The sequence below is a fragment of the Glycomyces sp. MUSA5-2 genome (assembly GCF_037034145.1).
In the GTDB taxonomy this organism is placed as follows: Bacteria; Actinomycetota; Actinomycetes; order Mycobacteriales; family Micromonosporaceae; genus Glycomyces; species Glycomyces artemisiae.
Map to the genome: position 1 here is coordinate 101,454 of NZ_JBAGKG010000007.1, position 18,976 is coordinate 120,429.

An 18,976-nucleotide genomic window follows, 5' to 3' on the forward strand; every position below is an offset into this window, starting at 1 on the left:
CGTGCCCCCTCTGCTGCGCCGCTGACGGTAGCAGCTCAGGCGCGCGCCGCCAGACGCCGCAGGTGCTCGTGCGCGTACTCGCAGATCACGGCGTGGCGGTACACCGCGTGCGGCACGTCCGCATTGGAGTCGACCCGCACCGACAGGTCCCCGTTGCACCACCGCAGGAACGCCGGGTCGCCGGTGATCTCGGCGAGGATCGCCAGGATCGAGTCGTCGAAGCGCATGGAGTGGACGGCGCGGCGGTACTCCTCGGGCGTCAGGCACGCGGCGAACGGCAGGTTCATGAGGCACAGGGCGGTCTGGATGTCGAGGTGCATGAACCGGAACCGGTCCGGCTCGGGGTCGAGCTCGGGGACGTCGAGCCCGGAGTAGTCGGGGCCGGCGTCGTACACGAGCGGCCCGATCCCGGCGAGCACTACATAGACGTTGATGTCGTGCTCGATGACGGCGTTGTCCCCGAGCCCCGCGAGCGTGGTGGGCCGCAGCGAGACCGGCTCGACGTCGGTGTCGCAGTTGCGGACGATGAAGTTGAGCAGGTTCGTCTCGATCACGAAGTGCCTGATGAGCAGCTCCACCGCCTGCGGGGACACGAAGCGGCGCAGGAACCAGATGCAGAGCCGGTCCATGAGCCGGTGCGCGGTCCAGCGCACCGGCGTGAGCCGCTTGAGCACCAGGATGACCAGGGCCAGGACCCGCGAGACGGGCCGCGCGAGCGGGTACAGCCACGTGCGCGTCCACCGCTGCTGGTCCGCGGCGATCTTGCGGGCGGTCTCGGGGTCGAGAACCAGCGACGGGTCCCCGACCACGGCGTCCCACAGCGGCGGCCCGGCGAGGTCAGACATTGTCCAGCTCTTCGAGTTGCAGCGCGTACAGGCGGGCGACGGCCTTCGCCGTGGAGACGATCGCGTCGGCCGCGGCGTCGTCGACCCGCGGCGAGGCCAGGATCGCCTGGAGCTTCGCGAAGTGGTCGTCGTCGGCCTCCCCGTGGTAGGCCAGGAAGCTCACCTGGTCGTCGCGCAGGCCCAGCTGCTCCTTGAACTGCGCGGCCCACCCGGCGGCCTTCCCGGTGCCGAGCCCTTCGATGATGAACATCGCCCCGAGGAGCCCGACCGGGTCCGGCTCGCTCGCCTTGCAGAACATGTACGCCGACAGCGCCTCCGAGCCGATGTTCTTGCGCCCGTTCCGGATCGCCTCGATCGAGCCGCCGCACGCGGCGTAGTCCCGCTCGATCATCATGAAGTCGCGGTGCTCCTCCTGGGCGTGCCCGATGGCGGCGCTGCGCAGGTCGAAGTAGTCGACGGAGAAGTTCGAGGCGGCCCGCGCGATCCAGCGGGCGCCGTCGGCGACCTGCTGGCGCAGGTTGAACAGCAGTCGCAGATAGTCGTCCAGTGTGGATTCGCCGTCGGCGAGGCGGCGCATGACCGGCACGTCGTCGAGTCGCTCCTCGAAGTCCTGCCACACCGCGTCGAGCCGCGCGAACACGTCCCCCTCCGCGGCGGCCACCGGTTCGCGGACCGGCGCCGCGGCCCGCGCCGGGACCTGGACCGCCTGCGGCGCTTCGGGTCCCACACACGTCAGGTGCGCGAACCCGAACGAGAAGCGGCCCGACTCGGGCACGGCCAGCAGCACGGTCTGCCCCGGCTCGAACCGCCCGGTCCGCCAGCACTCCTCCAGGGCGATGAAGATCGAGGCCGCCCCGGTGTTCCCGCGCGTCTCCAGGTTCGAGAACCACCGGCCGGTGTCGATCTGCGCGCCCGTGGCCGCGAGCTGGTCGAAGACGATGTCGCGGAACGCGTTCGTCGAGTAGTGGCACAGCACGTGGTCGAGCCGCTTGAGGTCGATGAGGCCGCGCTGCGCGAGCGACGCGAACTCCTTGAGCCCGGCTTCGGCGAGTTGCCCGAGCGCCGAGGTGTCCTGTCGCAGCAGCATCATCCCGGCCTGCTCGGCCGCGGCGGCGCTGCCCATGTCCTGCCAGGTCCGCCCGGCCGCGGGGGAGGACCCGTCGGTCCCGGCCCGCATGCACACCGCGTGCTCGTGGGCGAGCGACACGGTCCGCACCCAGTCCACGCGCAGCGACGGCCGGTCCGGGCGCGGCCGCGCCTCCACGAGCACCGACCCGGCGCCGTCGGAGAGCATCCACCGCAGGAAGTGCGCGTCGGTGTCATTGGCGCCGTTGAACCTTGAGGCTCGCAGCCACCGGGACGCCAGCTCGCTGCCGACCACGCCCACCCGCTCGCGGTCCCCGAGCCGCACCTTCGCCACGGCCGCGTCCAGGGCCGCCATGCTGGACGCGCACACCCCCGCCGCCGACAGGAGCTGCATCGGGCCGCCCCCGAGCCGCCCGTGGACCATCGACGCGAACCCGGGCACCAGCAGGTCCCCCTGGGTGGTCGCGGTGGCGAGCATGTCGAGGTCCTCGGCGATGTACCCGCGGTCGCCGAGCATGGCCCGCAGCGCGTGCGCCGCGAGCTCCTCGTTCAGCTCGGTGGTGCGCCCGCGCTCGTCGAGGGCGTAGTGGCGCTTGGCGATCCCGTTCGCGGCGAGGATGCGGCGGCGGAGCCGGTCCCCGCGCCCGTCCACGCCCCCGAGGCGCGCGGCGATCTCGTCGTTCCCGACAGGGTCCCCGGGGAGGTACGCCCCGGCGGCGGTGATGAAGGCGTTCATGCCTCCATTGGGCCCCATCCGGGGGCCGCCCCGCATCCGCCGGATCGCTCATTTCGCGGGGGCGAAAGTACTCAGTCCCCGTCGATGCCCTGCTCGATCGCGTACCGCACCAGCTGCGCCCGGTTGTGCAGCTGGAGCTTCGCGAGGATGTGCTGCACATGGTTCTGCACCGTCCGCGGCGACAGCGTCAGCTTCGACGCGATCTCCTTGTACCCCAAGCCCTTTGCAACGAGCCGCAGCACCTCGGTCTCGCGGTCGGACAGCCGCGGCCGCTCGTCGGGCTCCGGCGTGTTCGCGAGCCGCCGGTACTCGCCGAGGACCAGGCCCGCCAGGCCCGGCGTGAACACCGCGTCCCCGGCCGCGACCCGCTCCACCGCCTCCGCCAGCTCCGCGGGGGACGCCGACTTCACGAGGTACCCCCGCGCCCCGGCCTTGATCGCCTCCAGCACGTCCGTGGACTCGCCGCTCGCCGACAGCACCAGCACCGCCGTCGGGCAGTCCTCTTCGAGGCCCTGGAGCACCGCCACCCCAGACAGGTCCGGCAGCTGCAGGTCCAGGATCGCCACGTCGGGGCGCAGCGACCTGATGCCCTGCAGCGCCGCCCGGCCCTCCCCGAACGCCGCGAGCACCCGGTGCCCGGCCCCCTCCAGGTCCCTGGCGATGGCCTCCCTCCAGATCGGATGGTCATCGACCACGACGAGCGTCGCCACCGGCACCTCCTTCACCCCTCGGCACCCGCATCTCCACTTCCGTCCCCTCCCCGGGCGCCGAGACCACGGCGGTCGTGCCGCCGAGCTCCCGGATCCTGCCCTCGATCGACTGCGCCACACCGAGACGGCCCTCCGCGGCCGCCGCCGCGAGCCGCCCCGGCTCCATGCCCGGACCGTCGTCCCTGACGGTGACCTGCACGGCCTCCCCGTCGTCCTCCACCAGCAGCCACACCTTCGTGCCCGCCGGGCAGTGCTCCCGCACGTTGTCCACCGCGCTCGCCACCGCCGCCGCGAGCTGCCGGGCCGTCTCCGCAGGGAGCGGCACCGGCGTCGCCGGGGCCGCCACCGTCACCGTCGCGCCCGCGTGCCGCCCCACCAGGCTCCGCAGGTCCCGCTGGCCCCCGAGGGGATCGCGGTACGACTCGGAGCGGATGAGCGCCCGCAGCGCCTCCTCCTGGCCCCCGGCGAGCCGCCCCAGCTCCGCGGCCTCCCCGCCGATCTCGGCGCCCCTGCGCTGCACCAGCGCCAGCACCTGGAGCACCGAGTCGTGGATGTCCCGCGCCAGCCGCTCGCGCTCGCGCACCGTCGCGCTCCGCTCCGCGGCCTCGCGCATCCGCTGCTCCGCGACCACCCCGAGCCGCACCAGGTGCCCGGCCGCGAACCCGGTGAGCACCAGCAGCACCGTCTCGTTCACCGTGCTGGAGTGGACGCCGCCGCGGAACACCATGCCCGCGGCCGCCACGACCGCGCCCGCGACGGCCCCCGACCGCCGCCCCCACGCCGCGGCCCACGCCAGCACCGCCCCGGCCATCCACGGCCCCACCGACACCGGCACGCCGGTGTCCGTCGCCAGCGCCCACGACGAGGCCGCGACCGCGCACACCGTCACCGCCAGGTCCGTGTACAGCGCCTTCGGCTCGTACCCGCGCCGCCGGTACCACTCGGTCGCCGCCCACGTCCAGCCCAGGAGCACCACGACGAGCAGCGCCGCCCACAACGGCCGCACCAGCGCGTCGAAGGCGAGGCCGCCCAGCAGCACCGGGTAGCCGAGCGCGACGAACCGGAACACCGTGTTCGCGCGCCGCAGCTGCGTCTGAATTCCCACTGAGGAATTCTCGCAGCCGCCCGCCACCACGCCGGTTCCCGTCCCCCGCGCCGTTGACCGCGGAAACTACAGTGACCTCATGTCCTTCTCCAGCCCACGGCCCGCCGCGATCGGCATCGACTTCGGCACCTCCCATACGGTCGCGACCATCCGGCGCGCGGACGGGCGGGTCCACCAGCAGTTGTTCGACGGCTCGCCGCAACTGCCCTCCGCGGTGTTCATGAACGACGAGGGCGGACCGGTCGTCGGCGCCGACGCCGTCCACTCCGGACGCCGCCGCCCTGACCGCTTCGAGCCCAACCCCAAGCGCCGCATCGACGACGAGTCGATCCTCCTCGGCGAGACCGAGATCCCCGTGACCAGCGTCATCGCCGCCGTCCTCTCCCGCGTCGCACGCGAATGCGAGCAGACCCTCGGCGCGCTCGGCCCCGTCACCGTCACCGTGCCCGCCGCATGGGGCCCGACCCGCCGCCACGTCGTCGCCGACGCCGCCGCGGCGGCCGGCCTCGGCCAGGTCGACCTCGTCGCCGAACCCGTCGCCGCCGCCTCCTACTTCATGGAGACCCTCCGCGTCGACGTGCACCCCGGCAACGGCGTCGTCGTCTACGACCTCGGCGGCGGCACCTTCGACGCCACCGTCCTGCGCCGCAACGCGAACGGTTTCGACGTGCTCGCCGTCGACGGCGCCGACGACCTCGGCGGCCTCGACTTCGACCAGGCCCTCGCCGAGCATCTCGCCGCCACCGTCCAGTCCGACGACGAGCGCTGGCAGCGCCTGCTCCACCCGGTCGAGCCCGCCGACCTGCGCCACCGCACCGCGTTCATGGACGAAGTGCGCCAGGCCAAAGAGCGCCTGTCCCGCTCCATGACCACCGACCTGACGATCCCGCTGCTGGACGTCGACACGCACCTGACCCGCGGCCAGCTCGAAGAGGTCTGCGCGCCGCTCGTGGCCCGCACCATCCGCGTCACCCAAGGCGTGATCCGCGAATCAGGTCTCGCGAAGGAGCAGATCACCGCCCTGTTCCTCGTCGGCGCCGCCTCCCGCATGCCCCTGGTCGCCACCAAGCTCCACCGCGAGCTCGGCATCGCACCGGCCGCCATCGAGCAGCCCGAACTCGCCGTCTCCGAAGGCGGACTGGTCGCCCAGCACACCATCTCGTCCCCGGTGAACATCCCCAGCCCGGCCCTGCCCCCGCAGACCGCCGCCCCGCAGTCCGCTGTGCCGCAGCCGACCCCGGTCCTCCCGCCGCCCGCGCCGGACACCAACCAGACGATGCCCCTGATGCATCCCTCGGCGCCCCAGCCCACCCCGCAGGCCGTCCCGTCCCACCCGAGCCCGGTCACCCAGCCCGCCATGGCCGCGCCCCAAGGCCCGCCCCCCGGCCCGCCGCCCGTCCAGTACCCGCAGGGCCCCGCCTACCCTGCGCCGCAACCGGAATCCACCCCGTGGATCAAGTCGAAGCAGGGCCTGTCCGTCGTCGGCGCGGCCGCCGCGGTCGTGGTCCTCGCTCTCGCCGTCCTCATCGGTCTCCGCTACCTTCGCGACGACACCACCTCCGACCAGGCCGGAGGCTCGGACCCGCAGAGCGAGAACAGCAGCACCGAGGAGGACCAGAACGCCTCCTCCAACAACGGCGAGGACCAGAACAACGCCGAGGCGTCTGACGGGCTCGTGCCGCTCGCCGACGCGGAGCAGGGCGACCTGGTGGGCGAGTTCGAATCGGCCCACGTCGGCGCGGTCACCAGGGTCGCAGTCGGGAAGGCCGACAACGCGCCCGTCGCCATCACCGCCGGGGACGACTTCATCATCCGCATCTGGGACCTGAACTCCGGCGAGCTCAAGGACGAGTTCCGCGGCCACACCGACACGATCGAGGTGCTCTCCACCTTCGAGTTCGAGGACCGGACCGTGGTCTTCTCGCGCGACTACGGGACCGAGGCCGTCTGGTACGCCGACGACCCCGACCACCCGATCGCCACCCGCGAAGCGGACTACGACACCGTCTACTGGACCGGCGTCTGGGACGGCGTGCCCGCCTACATCTCCGGGTACGAGGTCGTGCAGATGTTCACGGGCGAGCCGATCGCCGACGTCTCCCTGGCCTACGCCGATCTCTCCGGCATCGTCGACGTCGACGGGACCCTGCGCTTCACCGGCGTCTACGAGAACCGCGTCTTCGTCGCGGACCTCGCGACCGGCGAGCCGACCACCGGCACCTTCGACCAGCTCAGCTACGACGTCACCGCCTACGCCGCGGGTGGCGCGGCCGGAAAGGCCCTGAGCCTCACCGTGGCCGCCAACGGATCGGTCCAAGGCTGGGACCTCGCCGCCGCCGAACCGTACGGCACGGCCGGTATGGAACTGCGCCAAGCGGTCACACAGGCGCAGCTCATCGAACTCGGCAGCGAGGCGATCGCACTCCTCCAAGGCGACCAGGGCCTGAGCATGTTCGACCTCGGCACGGGTACGCAACTCGGCGAAGCCTTCGCCCCGCACTCGGGCGAGGACCTCATCCAGTCCACCGCTGTGACCGAAGTGGACGGCTACCCCGTCGCCGTCACCGGCTCCATGGGCGGCGACGTCCAGGTCTGGTCCCTCGAATAGCGCGAAGGGCGCGGCGGGAGTCCCGCCGCGCCCTTCCCTCACCGCCTAAGCCCGCTTGAGCCACACGGTCGTCTCGCCCGGCAGCTCGCCCGAGTCGAAGGGGCCGCTCGACAGCAGCGGCGTGCCCTCGGGCAGCGGCAGCGTCTCCTTCCCGAAGTTGGCCACGGCCTCCCAGCCGTTCGCGCGCCGCACGTGCAGCACGTCCGGGGCGGGGTAGCGCACCCACTCCAGCGTCTCGTCGGACTGGAGCTCCCGCCGCAGCTCCAGCGCCCGCCGGTACAGCGACAGCGCCGAGGCCGCGTCGCCGTCCTCGGCCTCCACCGAGACCTTCCCGAACCAGTCCGGCTGCGGCAGATGCGCAGGGCCCGAACCGAATCCGAACGAGGGGCCCTCCACGGTCCACGGGAGCGGCACGCGGCAGCCGTCGCGGCCCACGTCCACCCCCGGGCTGCGGAAGAACGTCGGGTCCTGCCGCGCCTCGTCGGGGATCGTCGCGACCTCCCCGAGCCCCAGCTCCTCGCCCTGGTACAGGTACGCCGACCCCGGCAGCGCCAGCATCAGCAGCGTCGCGGCCCGCGCCCGGCGCAGGCCCTGCGCCGCGTCCAGCTCCGGATCGGCCCCCCTCGACAGCAGCCACGCCCGGTTGTACTTGCGCGGCTCGTCCCCGTTGGGCGGCAGGCCGTACCGGGTCGCGTGGCGCACCACGTCGTGGTTGGAGAACACCCACGTCGTGGAGGACCCCGACGCCGCGGCCTGCTCCAGGTTCTCGGTGATGATGCCCCGGAACGCCGCCGCGTCGAAGTCCGCTTCGAGCAGGTCGAAGTTGAACGCCTGGCCCAGGCCCGCGGCGCTGGCGTAGCGGGCCCGGCGCGAGGCGGGGCTGACCCACGCCTCGGCGACGGCGATGCGCGGCGGGTCGTACTCGTCGAACACCGCGCGCCAGCCGGTGTAGATGTCGTGGACCTCGTCGCGGTCCCACAGCGGGTGCAGGCCGGTGGCCTTGTCCATCGCGTCGAGCTGCGCCTGCGACGGCAGGTCCGCGGGGAGGTCCTTCGCGAGCGCGTGCGCGACGTCGACGCGGAACCCGTCCACGCCCCGGTCGGACCAGAACCGCAGGGTCTTCAGGAAATCCGCGCGCACTTCTTCGTTGTGCCAGTTGAAGTCCGGCTGCTCGGGCGCGAACAGGTGCAGGTACCACTGGCCGTCGCCGACCGCGGTCCACGCCGGGCCGCCGAACATCGAGACCCAGTCGGCGGGCGGCAGCTCGCCGTTCTCGCCGAGGCCGTCGCGGAAGACGTACCGGTCGCGCTCGGGCGACCCCTTCGGGGCGGCGAGGGCGGCCTGGAACCACTCGTGGCGGTTCGAGGAGTGGTTGGGGACGATGTCCACGATGAGCTTGATGCCCGCCCCGTGGAGGGCCGCGACCATCGCGTCGAAGTCGTCGAGGGTGCCCAGGCGCGGGTCGACGTTCCGGTAGTCGTCCACGTCGTAGCCGCCGTCGGCGAGCGCCGACGGGTAGAACGGGCTGAGCCACACGGCATCGACGCCGAGGCGCGCGAGGTAGTCCGTGCGCGAGGTGATGCCGGGCAGGTCGCCGATGCCGTCGCCGTTCGCGTCGGCGAAGCTGCGCGGGTAGATCTGGTAGACGGTGGCCTGGCGCCACCAGTCGGCGCCGGTCTGAGCAGCCATCTTGGGTGCCTTTCGGTGGTGGTGGGCCGCGCCGGGGCGCGGACCGGAATGATCGCGTGATTAAATCTAGTACCAAAATCAAATCACCCACGCCATACTGAGGCAGCGAAGGCGAGGTGTCAAGACCCGTGACGGAAACCGAGGACCGGACCCACCCGCAGCGGCGCGCGAACGCCGCGGCGGTCCTGGACCGCGCCTGGGACTGCGCGGCGTTCACCGCGAGCGACGTGATCGCCGCGACCGGCCTGACCCGCTCGACGGTGATCGCCCTGTGCGACGAGCTCGTCGACCGCGGCTGGCTCGCTGAGCTCCCCAACGCCCGCGCCGCCGGAAGCGAGTACCGCAAGGGCCGCCCCGCCCGCCGCTACGAGCTGCGCGCCGACGCCGGGACCGTCCTCGGCGTGGACGCCGGCCAGCACTGCATCACCGCCACCGCCGCCGACCTCCGCGGCCGCGAGCTCGCCCGCGCCCACCGCGACGTCGACCCCGACGGCGACGACCCGGCCGCGCGCCTCGCCGTCGCCGACGCGACGATCGCCGAAGCCCTCGAACGCGCCGGCGCCCTGCCCGAATCCGTCCTCTGCATCACCGTCGGCGTCCCCGCCCCCACCGACCTCGACGGCGCCTCGCCCGAAGGCGAGCGGCGCTTCTGGGCCCGCATGAACCCCGGCTACGCCGCGCACTTCCGCGGCCGCGGCTGGCGCACCGAGGTCGAGAACGACGCGAACCTTGCCGCGCTCGCCGAAGGCGCGCACGGCGCGGGCGCGGGGGCCTCCTCGTACATCGCGCTCGTCTCGGGCGAGCGCTTCGGCGCGGGCTACGTCGTGGACGGCCACCTCGTTCGCGGCCGCTCCGGCGCGGCGGGGGAGCTGCGGCTGCTCACCCTCGTCGAAGGCGTCGGCTCGACCCACGGCATCGGGAACCTGCTGCGCCGCTGGGCCCTCGAAGCCCGCGCCGCGGGCACCGCCGACTCGGGCAGCCCGATCATGACGGCCCCCGCCGAGTCCCTCGGCGCCGAACTCGTCCTCGCCGCCGCCGCGGCCGGGGACCCGGCTGCGCTCGGCCTCGCCGAGCGGATGGCCGAGCGGCTCGCGCGGATCTGCGCGGTCCTCGGCGGCCTGCTCGACGTGGAGCGGATCGTCCTCGCGGGCGCGGTCGCCGCGTCCCTCGACCCGGTCCTCAAGCGCGCGGCCGAGCGCCTCGGCGAGCTCGCCCACCCGCCCGGGCCCGAACTGGTGGCCTCCACGCTCGGCGGCGGGGTCGTCAGCCTCGGCGCGGTCGCCCGCGCCCTGGAGGTCGTCAGGTCCGACGCCCTCGATTTGGAACCGTTGCGGCCCTTAGGGCCTGGCCTGCGGATCAGAACGGTCGGCATCCGGCCCGTTCGCCCGCTCGCTGCGTTGTCGGGGCCTCCCAATACAACACCGGTATTGGGAGGCCCCTCCGCCTTGCGAGCGAACGAACGGACTCGGATCCCGCCACGCCCTGATCCGCAGGCCAGGCCCTAACGGATCGACGCCACCAGCTTCGAGTAGTCGCCGAACGCCGCGTCCACCATGTCCGCGTCGAGGCCGTACCGCTCCAGCGAGTACTCGTGGTTGCGGCGCATGCCGGGCCGCGCGAGCACGTCGTCGAGGTTCCCCTCCTCGCGGTGGCTCCAGTGCAGGCCCAGGCGCTCGAAGATGCGGGGGAGCTGCCCGTACGGGTCGGCGGTGAGCGCGTGGTACGACACGTCGACCATCCGCTCCGGCGGGATGTCCAGGCGCGACATGCGGCCCTGCTCGACCATCCACGACAGCGAGTCGAGCCATTCGCGGCCGATCGCGTAGGTGTCGTAGTGCCGGTTGCACAGCGCCGTCCCGGTCTCCACAAGGGAGCACCAGGACCCCATGACGGTCTGCGGGTCGCGGTGCGTCCACAGGATGTGCGCGTCGGGGAAGACCTTGAGGAGCGCGTCCAGGTTGTAGAGGTGGAACGGGGACTTGAGGACCCAGCGGCGGGTCCGGTCGCCGGTCTGGAGCACCTGGAGGAACTCCTTGAGGTACCGGTAGTCCGGCACGAAGTCGCGCTTCGCGAGCCACTCCCGGTACCCGTTGAGCTTGAAACGCGTGCCCCACTGGAGGCCGTGCGGGAGCGCGAGCACGCACTCCTCGGGGGTCTCGGCGGTGCTGGGGTGGATGGTCTCCCAGATCGGGGTGATCACGTTGACCGCGGCCGAGATCCGGCGGGCCTTCTTCAGGCGCTGCTCGCGCAGCTTCGGGTCGATGTCGAACCGGTCGGCGTGGTGGAACTCCCACATCATCGGCGCCCGGTTCCCCTCCGGCGCGGCGATGACCTTGTGCGCCAGCGTGGTCGCGGTCCGCGGGAGCCCTACTACCACGATCGGCCGGTCGATGGGCTGGTGCGCGATCTCGGGGTGCTCGGCGTGGAGGCGCTTGATCCGCAGCCGGTTCTCCATGCGCATCTGGAGCTCCGAGACCGTCGCGGTCCAGCCGAGGTACGAGATGTCGCGGACCTTCGCGAAGCGGCGCATCAGGTCCCGGTAGTCCTCGATGAACGCGGGGTCGATGTCGGCGCTCGCCCCCGCAGCCTGCTCCGCCTTCGCCACCGCCTGCTCGAAGGCCTTGTCCGGGTTGCGGACCGCCCTGGCGAGGGCGGGGGACATGACGGTGTTCAGGGGTTTGACCCAACCGGCGACGCGGCGCATAGGGGTACGTCCTCTCGGGGCAGTGGACCGAACGCGAGCCAGTCTCTCACGACCGGCCCGCGGGGACGTTTCGGGCGCGTCTCAGACCCGTTCCCTCGGCAGCGGCGGGGCCTGCGGGAGCGGGGCCGCCGCCGCGGGCGCGGCCTTGCGCCGCTTCGCGCGCCACCGCAGCGGCACCAGCACCGCCGCGAACCCGAGCGCGACCAGCGGCAGGAACGGCAGGATCACGCCGACCGCCACCGACAGCCCCACGACCAGGGCCAGCGCCCCGTCGAAGCCCACCACGAGCCCGTCCCAGAACGAGTCCGGCCCGGTGTAGCCCGCCTCCGCGCGCTCCTGGTACGGCGCGGTCACCGTGAAGTCGATGGTGGACAGCGCGATCCGGTCCTCCAGGTCCGCGAGCTGCTGCTGGAGCGAAGCGAGTTCGCCCTCCCGCGTCGCCAGCTCGGACTCCAGGTCCAGGATCGCGGTGACCGAGTCCGCTTCGGCGAGGAGCTGGCGCACGCGGTCGACGCTGGCGCTCTTGGTCGCGATGTACGACTCCAGGTCCACCACCGCCTCGGTCACGTCCTCAGTGGTCACCGACCGGCTCACCTCGGTCTCCGCGAGCGCGGTGAGCCCGTCCATGGCCTCCTGGAAGTGCTCCGACGGGATGCGCATCGTCAGCCGCGCGGTGCCCGCGACGCCGTCGTCCGTGGCGGTGAGGTCCCGCTCGTCGGCGGTCACGTACCCGCCGAACGACTCGGCGAGGTCCCACACGTCCTCGGCCACCCGGTCCGGGTCGGGGTCCTCGACGGCGAGCGCTGACTCGTACACCACGGCCCGCTCACCGGCGCTGACCTGCGGATCGGCGATGCCGCCGGTCGCACCGTCCGCAGGGTCGACGGCGCCTTCGTCGACGGCGGCACCGCCGTCCGCGTCGTCCGCCGCCTCGTTCGACCCGCCGCCTGAGTCGCCGCAGCCGAAGAGGAGCAGCGCCGCCGCGGCGGCCACAATGGATATCCTGAAGGTGCGCATGTGCTGCCTCGCAAGGGGGTAGGAGGGGTGGCGGCCAGGGATCCGCCGCCGCTTCCAACGATCCTCGCGGTGCGTCACGGTCCGGGAACGAACCGCTATCGGTCGGGAGGGATCCGACATCGCTCCGGATACTGTTGCCATAGACTTGCAATAAGCATCGCGACCGAACCGAGGAGCACCAGTGACCGCCAGCGACCCGAGCACCGGACCGAACCCGGGCGACACCGGCGCCGTCCGGCCGATCGTCCACTACGGGGACCCGGTGCTCCACCGCGCGTGCAGGCCCGTCGAGGACTTCGACGACGCGCTGGCGTCCCTCGTCGAGGACATGTTCGCGAGCATGTACGCCGCCAACGGGGTCGGCCTGGCCGCCAACCAGATCGGCGTCGACGCCCGCGTCTTCGTCCTCGACTGCGAGGACGCCGACGGCGAGCGCACCGTGGCCGCGGTCGTCAACCCCGTCCTCATCCTGCCCCCGCCGCCGCGCGACCTCATGGTCGGCGACGAGGGCTGCCTCTCGGTCCCCGGCCCGTTCACCGACACCCCGCGCGCCTCCACCGCCGCCGTGGAGGGCTTCGACCCGGCCGGGAACCCGATCCGCATCGACGGCACCGGCACCCTCGCCCGCTGCCTCCAGCACGAGACCGACCACCTCGAAGGCACCGTCTACGTCGACCGCCTCCCCGCCAAGACCCGCAAGCGCCTCCTCGCCGAAGCGGGCCTGCGCTGAGGTGTCGCACCCCTCGGGCACCATCGGTCCCATGCGATACGAGGAAGTGAAGGCCGACCTGCGCGCGGCCTACGACGCCGGCGCCGACGACCGCGCGGGCATGGACGACGCCCCCTGGAAGCGCGCCGAGCGCGCCCGCTTCGCCGCCCACCTGCGCGAGGCCGGAGCGAAGTCCCTCCTGGAGATCGGTGCGGGCCACGGGGTCAGCGGCCGCGCCTTCGCCGACGAGGGTTTCGCGGTCACCTGCACCGACCTCTCGCCCGCGCTCGTCGCCCACTGCCGCGCGAACGGGCTCGACGCCCGCGTCATGGACTTCGCGCACCTCGACTTCCCCGACGGCGCCTTCGACGCCGTCTTCGGCATGAACTGCTTGCTGCACGTCCCGAAAGTGGAGCTGCCCGGCGTCCTCGACGGCATCGCCCGCGTCCTCGCGCCCGGCGGCCTGCTCTACTGGGGACAGTACGGCGGCGAGGACTCCGAAGGCGTCTGGGACGGCGACGCGTACGAGCCGAAGCGGTACTTCTCGTTCTTCACCGCCGACGCGATCGAGCGCCTCGCCCGGGAGCACTTCGCCCTCGTGGAGGCCGTCTGCCTGCCGATCGACCGCGGCATCGACCAGTACCAGGGCCTCGTCCTCCGCAAGCCCTGAGCCCCAAGGGCACGCATTCGGGTCTGGGCAAGGGCGCCGATCCGGCTCTATCCTCGGCTCAGGCCGCCTCGGCGCGGCCCCAGGGCCCGGAAGGGGGATGCGCGTTGTCAGCTGAGCGCCACCAGATCGCCGAACTCGTCGCGACCGGCAAGGACGGCCGCATGTACGCGACCGAGCCGGACAAGCTCCGCCGCCTCGTGCACTTCGAGCTCGCCCGCGAACCCCGCCTGCCGCAGCCGGAGCTGCGGCTCGCCGGGGTCGGGCTCGTCGCCCTCGGCGACTACGCCGCCGCGCAGCGGGTCCTCGCCGCCGCCGTCGAGCGCGCCGAGACCCCGAACCAGGAGGTCGCCGCCCTCGTCAACCTCGGCGACGCCCACCGCTACCCCGGCGCCCTCGACGCCGCCGAACCGGTCTACCGCCGCGCCATCGAACTCGCCCGCACCCGCTGCCCCGAGCTCGTCCACTTCACGCTCCAGCACTACGGCAAGCACCTCATCGACGCCCGCCGCCCGCACCTCGCCGTCGACGTCCTCACCGAGGTCCTCCAGATCCGCGAGCGGCTCGGCGACCCCGCGCTGATCGCCTCGACACAGGACGCGCTGAGCCTCGCCCGCGCGGCCGTCGGGCAGCGTACGATCTGACCGCGCCGCGAACCGAAGCGAAGGAGCACCATGCCCGCCGACACCGCAGACGCGAACCTCAAGGCCGCCAACGGCCTCGCCCGCCTCTCGGGGATCCTCCGCGCCGAGGCCGCCAACGGCCTCTTCTGGGGCGCCGGACCCGACGAGGAGGCCCGCCTGCACCGCCTGCGCGAACTCGCCGCCGCGCTCCTCGCCCAGATCGACCACCGCCCCTACGAGGCGATCCTCGCCGTCTACCGGGCCGACACGGGCCTGCGCACCCCCATCCCCGGCACCGAGCTGCGCATCGACTGCGCCGACGGCACGCGCCTGGTGCGGCGCCGCCGCCTCAGCCACACCTCCGGCACCCTCGGCCAGCGCCTGGAGACCGTGGCCGCGGCCCTGCGGACCCGCGCCCCCGCCGAGCCGGTCGCCATCGCGGACACCGACCTCGCGGGCCTGCCGTGCCCGCACACGTTCCTGCTCGTGTACGAGCTGGAGACCCACCTCGACGCGGCCGCCGCGGCGGCCCTCCTCGAACCGACCGAGCCCGACCTCGAAGGGGACGTGCCGAGCCTGAACCCCTCGGCATCCGCGCAGGAGCCGGACCACGGACCGCTCGCGGTCGGCCCGGTCGTGCGCCAGCTCCTCGACGCGGCCGCCGCGCTCGCCAAGGAGTCCCTGGCGGTGAGCGACAACTTCTACGAGCGCGAACGGCAGCAGCGGGTCCTGTCCCTCTGCGACTCGGCCGTCGCCGCCGACGTCGACTACCCGCGCATCGACTGCGGCGACCTCGCCGCCGACTGCGTCGCCACCGGCGCCGACGCCGCGATCTTCGACGAGACCGGCCGCCTGCTCGTCATCCAGCGCACCGACACCGGCCAGTGGGCCGTGCCCGGCGGCGCCGCGGAGGTCGGCGAGCCGGTCGGCCTCGCCGCGGTCCGCGAGGCATTCGAGGAGACCGGCCTCGACGTCGAGCTGACGGGACTGTCGTGGGCGTTCGACAAGCGGGACACCAAACTCGGCGACTCCCGCATGCCGATGATCATGAGCTTCACCGCGGCCGCCCTCGACCCGGAGCAGCCGCTGCGCCTCGCCGAACTCGAAGCGTCCGACGCCCGCTGGATCACCCGCGAGGAGGCCGGAGCCATGGACCTCTTCCGAGGACATGAACTCCGCATCCCCGCGGCGTTCGCCCGCCACCGCGGCGAGCGGTAAGGACTGCCGGAGCAGCGCTGCTACCAGAGCCAGGTCGCGCACGACTCCTGGAGCGCCAGCTCGGCCTGGGCCTCCTCCTCGGACTCGGCCTCGGTCGCGTAGTACCAGTTGAGGTCGTCCAGGCACGCCCGCATGGACTCCGCGTCGGCGGCCTGCACTTCGAGGTCGCCCACCTGCGTCTCGGCGGCCTCCAGGTCCTCCTGGAGCTGCGCGATCTCGGCTTCGCGGTCCTCGATCTGCGCGGACACGTCGTCGAGGTCCCCGCTGGTGCGCAGCCACAGCGCCAGCGACAGGGCCGCGCCCGCGAACCCGATCACCGCCACCACGGCGAGGACGGGCACCATCGCGGAGCGCCGCTGCGGCGGCGGTCCGGGCGCGAGCAGGGGCTGGGTGAGCGGCTGCGAGAAGCCGGGCTGCATCGGCACCGGCTGGGTGGGCACGTACCCGGGGGCGGCGGGCTGAGCGGCGGGGGAGTAGGCCGGCGGGGCGCTCTGGGGCTGCGAGTACCCGGGCGGGGCGCTCTGCGGCTGCTGGGGCTCGCCGTCGCCGAGGCTGTAGTGCGGGGGCGGGTTGTACGTCATGACGGGCTCCTTCGACGGGTGTTGTCCGTCCACCGTAGGACGGCGGTGCGAACCGGGACGGTCGCCGGTGGTCCGACGACCGCTCGTGCGCCGCGGTTGCACCCGTGATGCAACCGTGACACAGGGGTCCGACAGTCCCTTTCTCGCACACCCCCGCGAGGACCCGCGCCGGAGCGGGCGCGGCCGTGACCGCGCCCGCACTCCGCTACGCGGCCTTGAGGGTCCCGCCGTCGATCACGTGGTCGGCGCCGTGGATGTTCAGCGCCCGGTCCGAGAGCAGGAACGCCACCAGGTCGGCGACCTCCTCGGGCTCGCCGATGCGGCCCGACGCGATCCCGAACTGCGACGGGATGCCCGCCAGCAGGTCCGCGTGCGGCACGCCGAACGCCTCGGCCACCTTGCCGCCGAACCGCTCCTCGTCGCGCCACAGCGGCGACCCGATGACGCCCGGCGACACCGTGTTGACGCGCACGCCCAGTGGCGCGACCTCCTCGCTGAGGCGCTTCGAGAACAGCGTCAGCGCGGCCTTCGCCTCGGCGTACGCGACCGGCGAGCCGGTCGGCACCCGCGCGCTCCCCGACGAGATGTTCACGATCGCCCCGCGCCGCTCGATGATCCCCGGCAGCGCCGCGCGAGTGGTGCGCACCGCGCTGAACAGGTTGAGCCCGAACACCTCCGCCCACTGCTCGTCGGGGATGTCGAGGAACCCGCCGATGACCATCCGGTCGGCGTCGCCGCCGCCGACGTTGTTGACCAGGAAGTCGATCCCGCCGACCGCCTGCACGGCCTCGGCCACGATCCCCTCGGCCCCTTCGCGGGTCGACAGGTCCGCCGCGACGGCCGCCGCCGCGGCCTTCTCCAGTTCCGGCGTGACCGTGCGGGCCGCGCCCACGACCCGGACGCCTTCGGCCGCAAGGGCTTCGGTGATCGCGAGGCCGATGCCGCGGCTCGCCCCGGTGACGAGCGCGGTCTTGCCGTTGAGTCCCAGTTCCATGGTGTCGCCTCTCAGTGGTCGAACTTATTCTTGAACTACAGGTCAAAAATCAGGGTGAGAAAAACGCCCTCTCGCGAGGGCGCGGTTCGAGCTAGAAGCCCGCCAGGGCGGACTCGATGATCCCGTGCAGCACGGGGCCGTCGTACGTGCGGGCCATGACGCGCAGCCCGACGATCGTGTTCATGAGCAGCAGCGCCTGCGCCTCCGGATCGACCTCGGCCGCGACGTCGCCGTCGCGCTGGCCGCGCCGCAGCCGCTCGGTGAGCAGCTCGATGGTCCGGTTCGTCATGCGCAGCACCGCTTCGGTGGCCTCGGCGTCCCGGCCGCCCAGCTCCAGCGCGGTGTTCGCCGCGAGGCAGCCGCGCCGCACCGGGGCGTCCAGGTCGGTGTCCACCAGGAACTCCAGGTAGGCCCGGATGCGCTCCTTGGCGGTCCCCGGCTCGTTCAGGTACGCCTGCGTCAGCTCGTCGCCGCCGCGGCCGTACATCTCCAGCGCCTTGCCGAACAGCTCGCGCTTGGACCCGAACGCGTGGTACAGGCTGCCCTTGCCCACGCCGGTGGCCTCGGCGAGGTCGGCGGGGGAGGTCCCCGCGTACCCGCCGGTCCAGAACGCCTCCATCGCCTGCGCGACGACCGCGTCCGGATGGAATTCCTTCGGCCTGCCCATGCGGAGAAGCCTAACCTGTTCTTGACTTGAAGGTCAACAAAAACATGCTCCCGATCACTGGAATTTCGCAACCCTTTGGGCCCCAACGGGATGAGCCCTGATGAACACCGCGTGTCGGCTCCCCGACGCGGCGGTTGCCGCGCTTGCCGGGCCGGGCGATACTAGAGCGGTGCTCAAACCCCTAGCCATCGCCTCCGATCTGGACGGTACGCTGCTCGCCCCCGGCGGCATCCTCTCCGAGCGGACCCGCGACGCACTCGCGGCCGCCCGCGCCGAGGGCGTCGCGATCGTCGCCGTCACCGCCCGCACCCCTTACGGCGTCGACGTGCTCACCGACCTCCTGCCCCTCCTCGACGGCGCGATCTGCGCCAACGGCGCCATCGACTACGCCCCCGCGACCGGCCGCATCCGCGTCCTGCGCGCGATCCGCCTCGGCGCCGCCCGCCGCGCCGCCGCGGCCGTCGCCGAGCGCCTGCCCGACGCCGTCTTCGCCGTCGAGACCGGCACCGGCATCATCGGCGAGGAGGCCTACCGCCCGCTCGTGGGCTCCACGAACTGGGACTTCGCCACCGGTGTCGACGCGGTCTTCAAGCGCGCCAAGCGGGCCGTCAAGCTCAAGGTCTACTGCGCCGAGCGCACCGGCGAGGAGATGGCCGCCGCCGTCGCCACCGCCGACCTGGGCGGGCTCTCCATGTGCCACTGGGGCGACTTCGGGATGCTCGACTTCAACGCCCGCGGCGCCGACAAGGCCTTCGGCCTCGCCTCCTGGTGCAAGGAGCGCCGCATCGGGCCCGACGAAGTAGTGGCCTTCGGGGACATGCCGAACGACGTCCCCATGCTCGCCTGGGCCGGGCGCTCCTACGCGATGGGCGACGCCCACCCCGAGGCCGTCGAGGCCGCGACCGACCGCACCGCCACCAGCGCCGAAGACGGCGTCGCACAGGTCATCGAAGCCCTCCTCGCAGGTGACACCGCCGCCGCGGCCTAGAGAACCCAACGTCCACAACCGAATCCACT

General features: G+C 72.9%; 17 protein-coding genes. 7 read left to right on the forward strand and 10 right to left on the reverse strand.

All coding sequences use genetic code 11. From position 1 onward, the window contains the following. Nucleotides 1–35 precede the first annotated feature (35 nt). From WA640_RS21465 to macS, 4 genes are all read right to left on the reverse strand, one after another. Complete coding sequence (locus WA640_RS21465; RefSeq protein WP_335990401.1) at nt 36–845, reverse strand: DUF6999 family protein; 810 nt, start codon at nt 843–845, stop codon at nt 36–38. Then, complete coding sequence (locus WA640_RS21470) at nt 838–2,667, reverse strand: 3-oxoacyl-[acyl-carrier-protein] synthase III C-terminal domain-containing protein (protein WP_335990402.1); 1,830 nt, start codon at nt 2,665–2,667, stop codon at nt 838–840. The genes WA640_RS21465 and WA640_RS21470 overlap by 8 nt, the downstream gene beginning before the upstream one ends. Nucleotides 2,668–2,738: 71 nt before the next feature. Continuing rightward, a complete protein-coding gene (locus WA640_RS21475) occupies nt 2,739–3,377 on the reverse strand; it encodes a response regulator (protein WP_106365947.1) in 639 nt (212 codons plus the stop codon). Next, on the reverse strand, nt 3,352–4,482 hold the full coding sequence (gene macS / locus WA640_RS21480; RefSeq protein WP_106365948.1) for a MacS family sensor histidine kinase: 1,131 nt from the start codon (nt 4,480–4,482) through the stop codon (nt 3,352–3,354). Before macS ends, WA640_RS21475 begins: the two co-directional genes overlap by 26 nt. Nucleotides 4,483–4,561: 79 nt before the next feature. Here macS and WA640_RS21485 point away from each other — a divergent pair, with 79 nt between their 5' ends. Further along, nucleotides 4,562–7,090: an Hsp70 family protein gene (locus tag WA640_RS21485; RefSeq protein ID WP_335990405.1), complete on the forward strand. Its 2,529-nt coding sequence runs from the start codon at nt 4,562–4,564 to the stop codon at nt 7,088–7,090. A gap of 45 nt (nt 7,091–7,135) precedes the next feature. Here the strand turns inward: WA640_RS21485 and WA640_RS21490 are convergent, their stop codons facing one another. Next, nucleotides 7,136–8,779, reverse strand: a complete 1,644-nt coding sequence (locus WA640_RS21490) for a glycoside hydrolase family 13 protein (RefSeq protein ID WP_335990406.1) — start codon at nt 8,777–8,779, stop codon at nt 7,136–7,138. 128 nt (nt 8,780–8,907) lie between these two features. On the opposite strand from WA640_RS21490, the gene WA640_RS21495 reads away from it, so the two are divergent. Further along, nucleotides 8,908–10,284 (forward strand): ROK family protein, encoded by a 1,377-nt coding sequence (locus WA640_RS21495; RefSeq protein ID WP_335990407.1) that lies wholly within the window; start codon nt 8,908–8,910, stop codon nt 10,282–10,284. Here the strand turns inward: WA640_RS21495 and WA640_RS21500 are convergent. Together WA640_RS21500 and WA640_RS21505 are read right to left on the reverse strand one after the other, a co-directional pair. Continuing rightward, complete coding sequence (locus WA640_RS21500) at nt 10,281–11,483, reverse strand: sulfotransferase family protein (protein ID WP_335990408.1); 1,203 nt, start codon at nt 11,481–11,483, stop codon at nt 10,281–10,283. The genes WA640_RS21495 and WA640_RS21500 overlap by 4 nt on opposite strands. 81 nt (nt 11,484–11,564) lie before the next feature. Beyond that, a complete protein-coding gene (locus WA640_RS21505; protein WP_335990409.1) occupies nt 11,565–12,500 on the reverse strand; it encodes a DUF4349 domain-containing protein in 936 nt (311 codons plus the stop codon). Between the two features lie 181 nt (nt 12,501–12,681). On the opposite strand from WA640_RS21505, the gene def reads away from it, so the two are divergent. The 4 genes from def (at nt 12,682) to WA640_RS21525 (ending at nt 15,717) form a co-directional block, all read left to right on the forward strand. Beyond that, complete coding sequence (gene def / locus WA640_RS21510; protein ID WP_335990410.1) at nt 12,682–13,230, forward strand: peptide deformylase; 549 nt, start codon at nt 12,682–12,684, stop codon at nt 13,228–13,230. Between the two features lie 31 nt (nt 13,231–13,261). Continuing rightward, complete coding sequence (locus tag WA640_RS21515) at nt 13,262–13,879, forward strand: class I SAM-dependent methyltransferase (RefSeq protein ID WP_335990411.1); 618 nt, start codon at nt 13,262–13,264, stop codon at nt 13,877–13,879. Between the two features lie 104 nt (nt 13,880–13,983). Then, on the forward strand, nt 13,984–14,520 hold the full coding sequence (locus WA640_RS21520; protein ID WP_335990412.1) for a tetratricopeptide repeat protein: 537 nt from the start codon (nt 13,984–13,986) through the stop codon (nt 14,518–14,520). Nucleotides 14,521–14,550: 30 nt separating this feature from the next. Beyond that, nucleotides 14,551–15,717: an NUDIX hydrolase gene (locus tag WA640_RS21525; RefSeq protein WP_335990413.1), complete on the forward strand. Its 1,167-nt coding sequence runs from the start codon at nt 14,551–14,553 to the stop codon at nt 15,715–15,717. Between the two features lie 20 nt (nt 15,718–15,737). On the opposite strand, the gene WA640_RS21530 is transcribed toward WA640_RS21525, so the two are convergent. From WA640_RS21530 to WA640_RS21540, 3 genes are all read right to left on the reverse strand, one after another. Further along, nucleotides 15,738–16,298, reverse strand: coding sequence for a hypothetical protein (locus WA640_RS21530; RefSeq protein WP_335990414.1), 561 nt, complete (start codon nt 16,296–16,298; stop codon nt 15,738–15,740). Nucleotides 16,299–16,503: 205 nt separating this feature from the next. Beyond that, nucleotides 16,504–17,292, reverse strand: coding sequence for an oxidoreductase (locus WA640_RS21535; RefSeq protein ID WP_335990415.1), 789 nt, complete (start codon nt 17,290–17,292; stop codon nt 16,504–16,506). 91 nt (nt 17,293–17,383) lie between these two features. Then, on the reverse strand, nt 17,384–17,959 hold the full coding sequence (locus WA640_RS21540; RefSeq protein ID WP_335990416.1) for a TetR/AcrR family transcriptional regulator: 576 nt from the start codon (nt 17,957–17,959) through the stop codon (nt 17,384–17,386). Nucleotides 17,960–18,059: 100 nt separating this feature from the next. Between WA640_RS21540 and WA640_RS21545 the strand changes: the two genes are divergently transcribed. Further along, entirely contained in the window at nt 18,060–18,947 is an 888-nt protein-coding gene (locus tag WA640_RS21545; protein ID WP_335990417.1) for an HAD family hydrolase, read from the forward strand. Nucleotides 18,948–18,976: the final 29 nt, after the last annotated feature.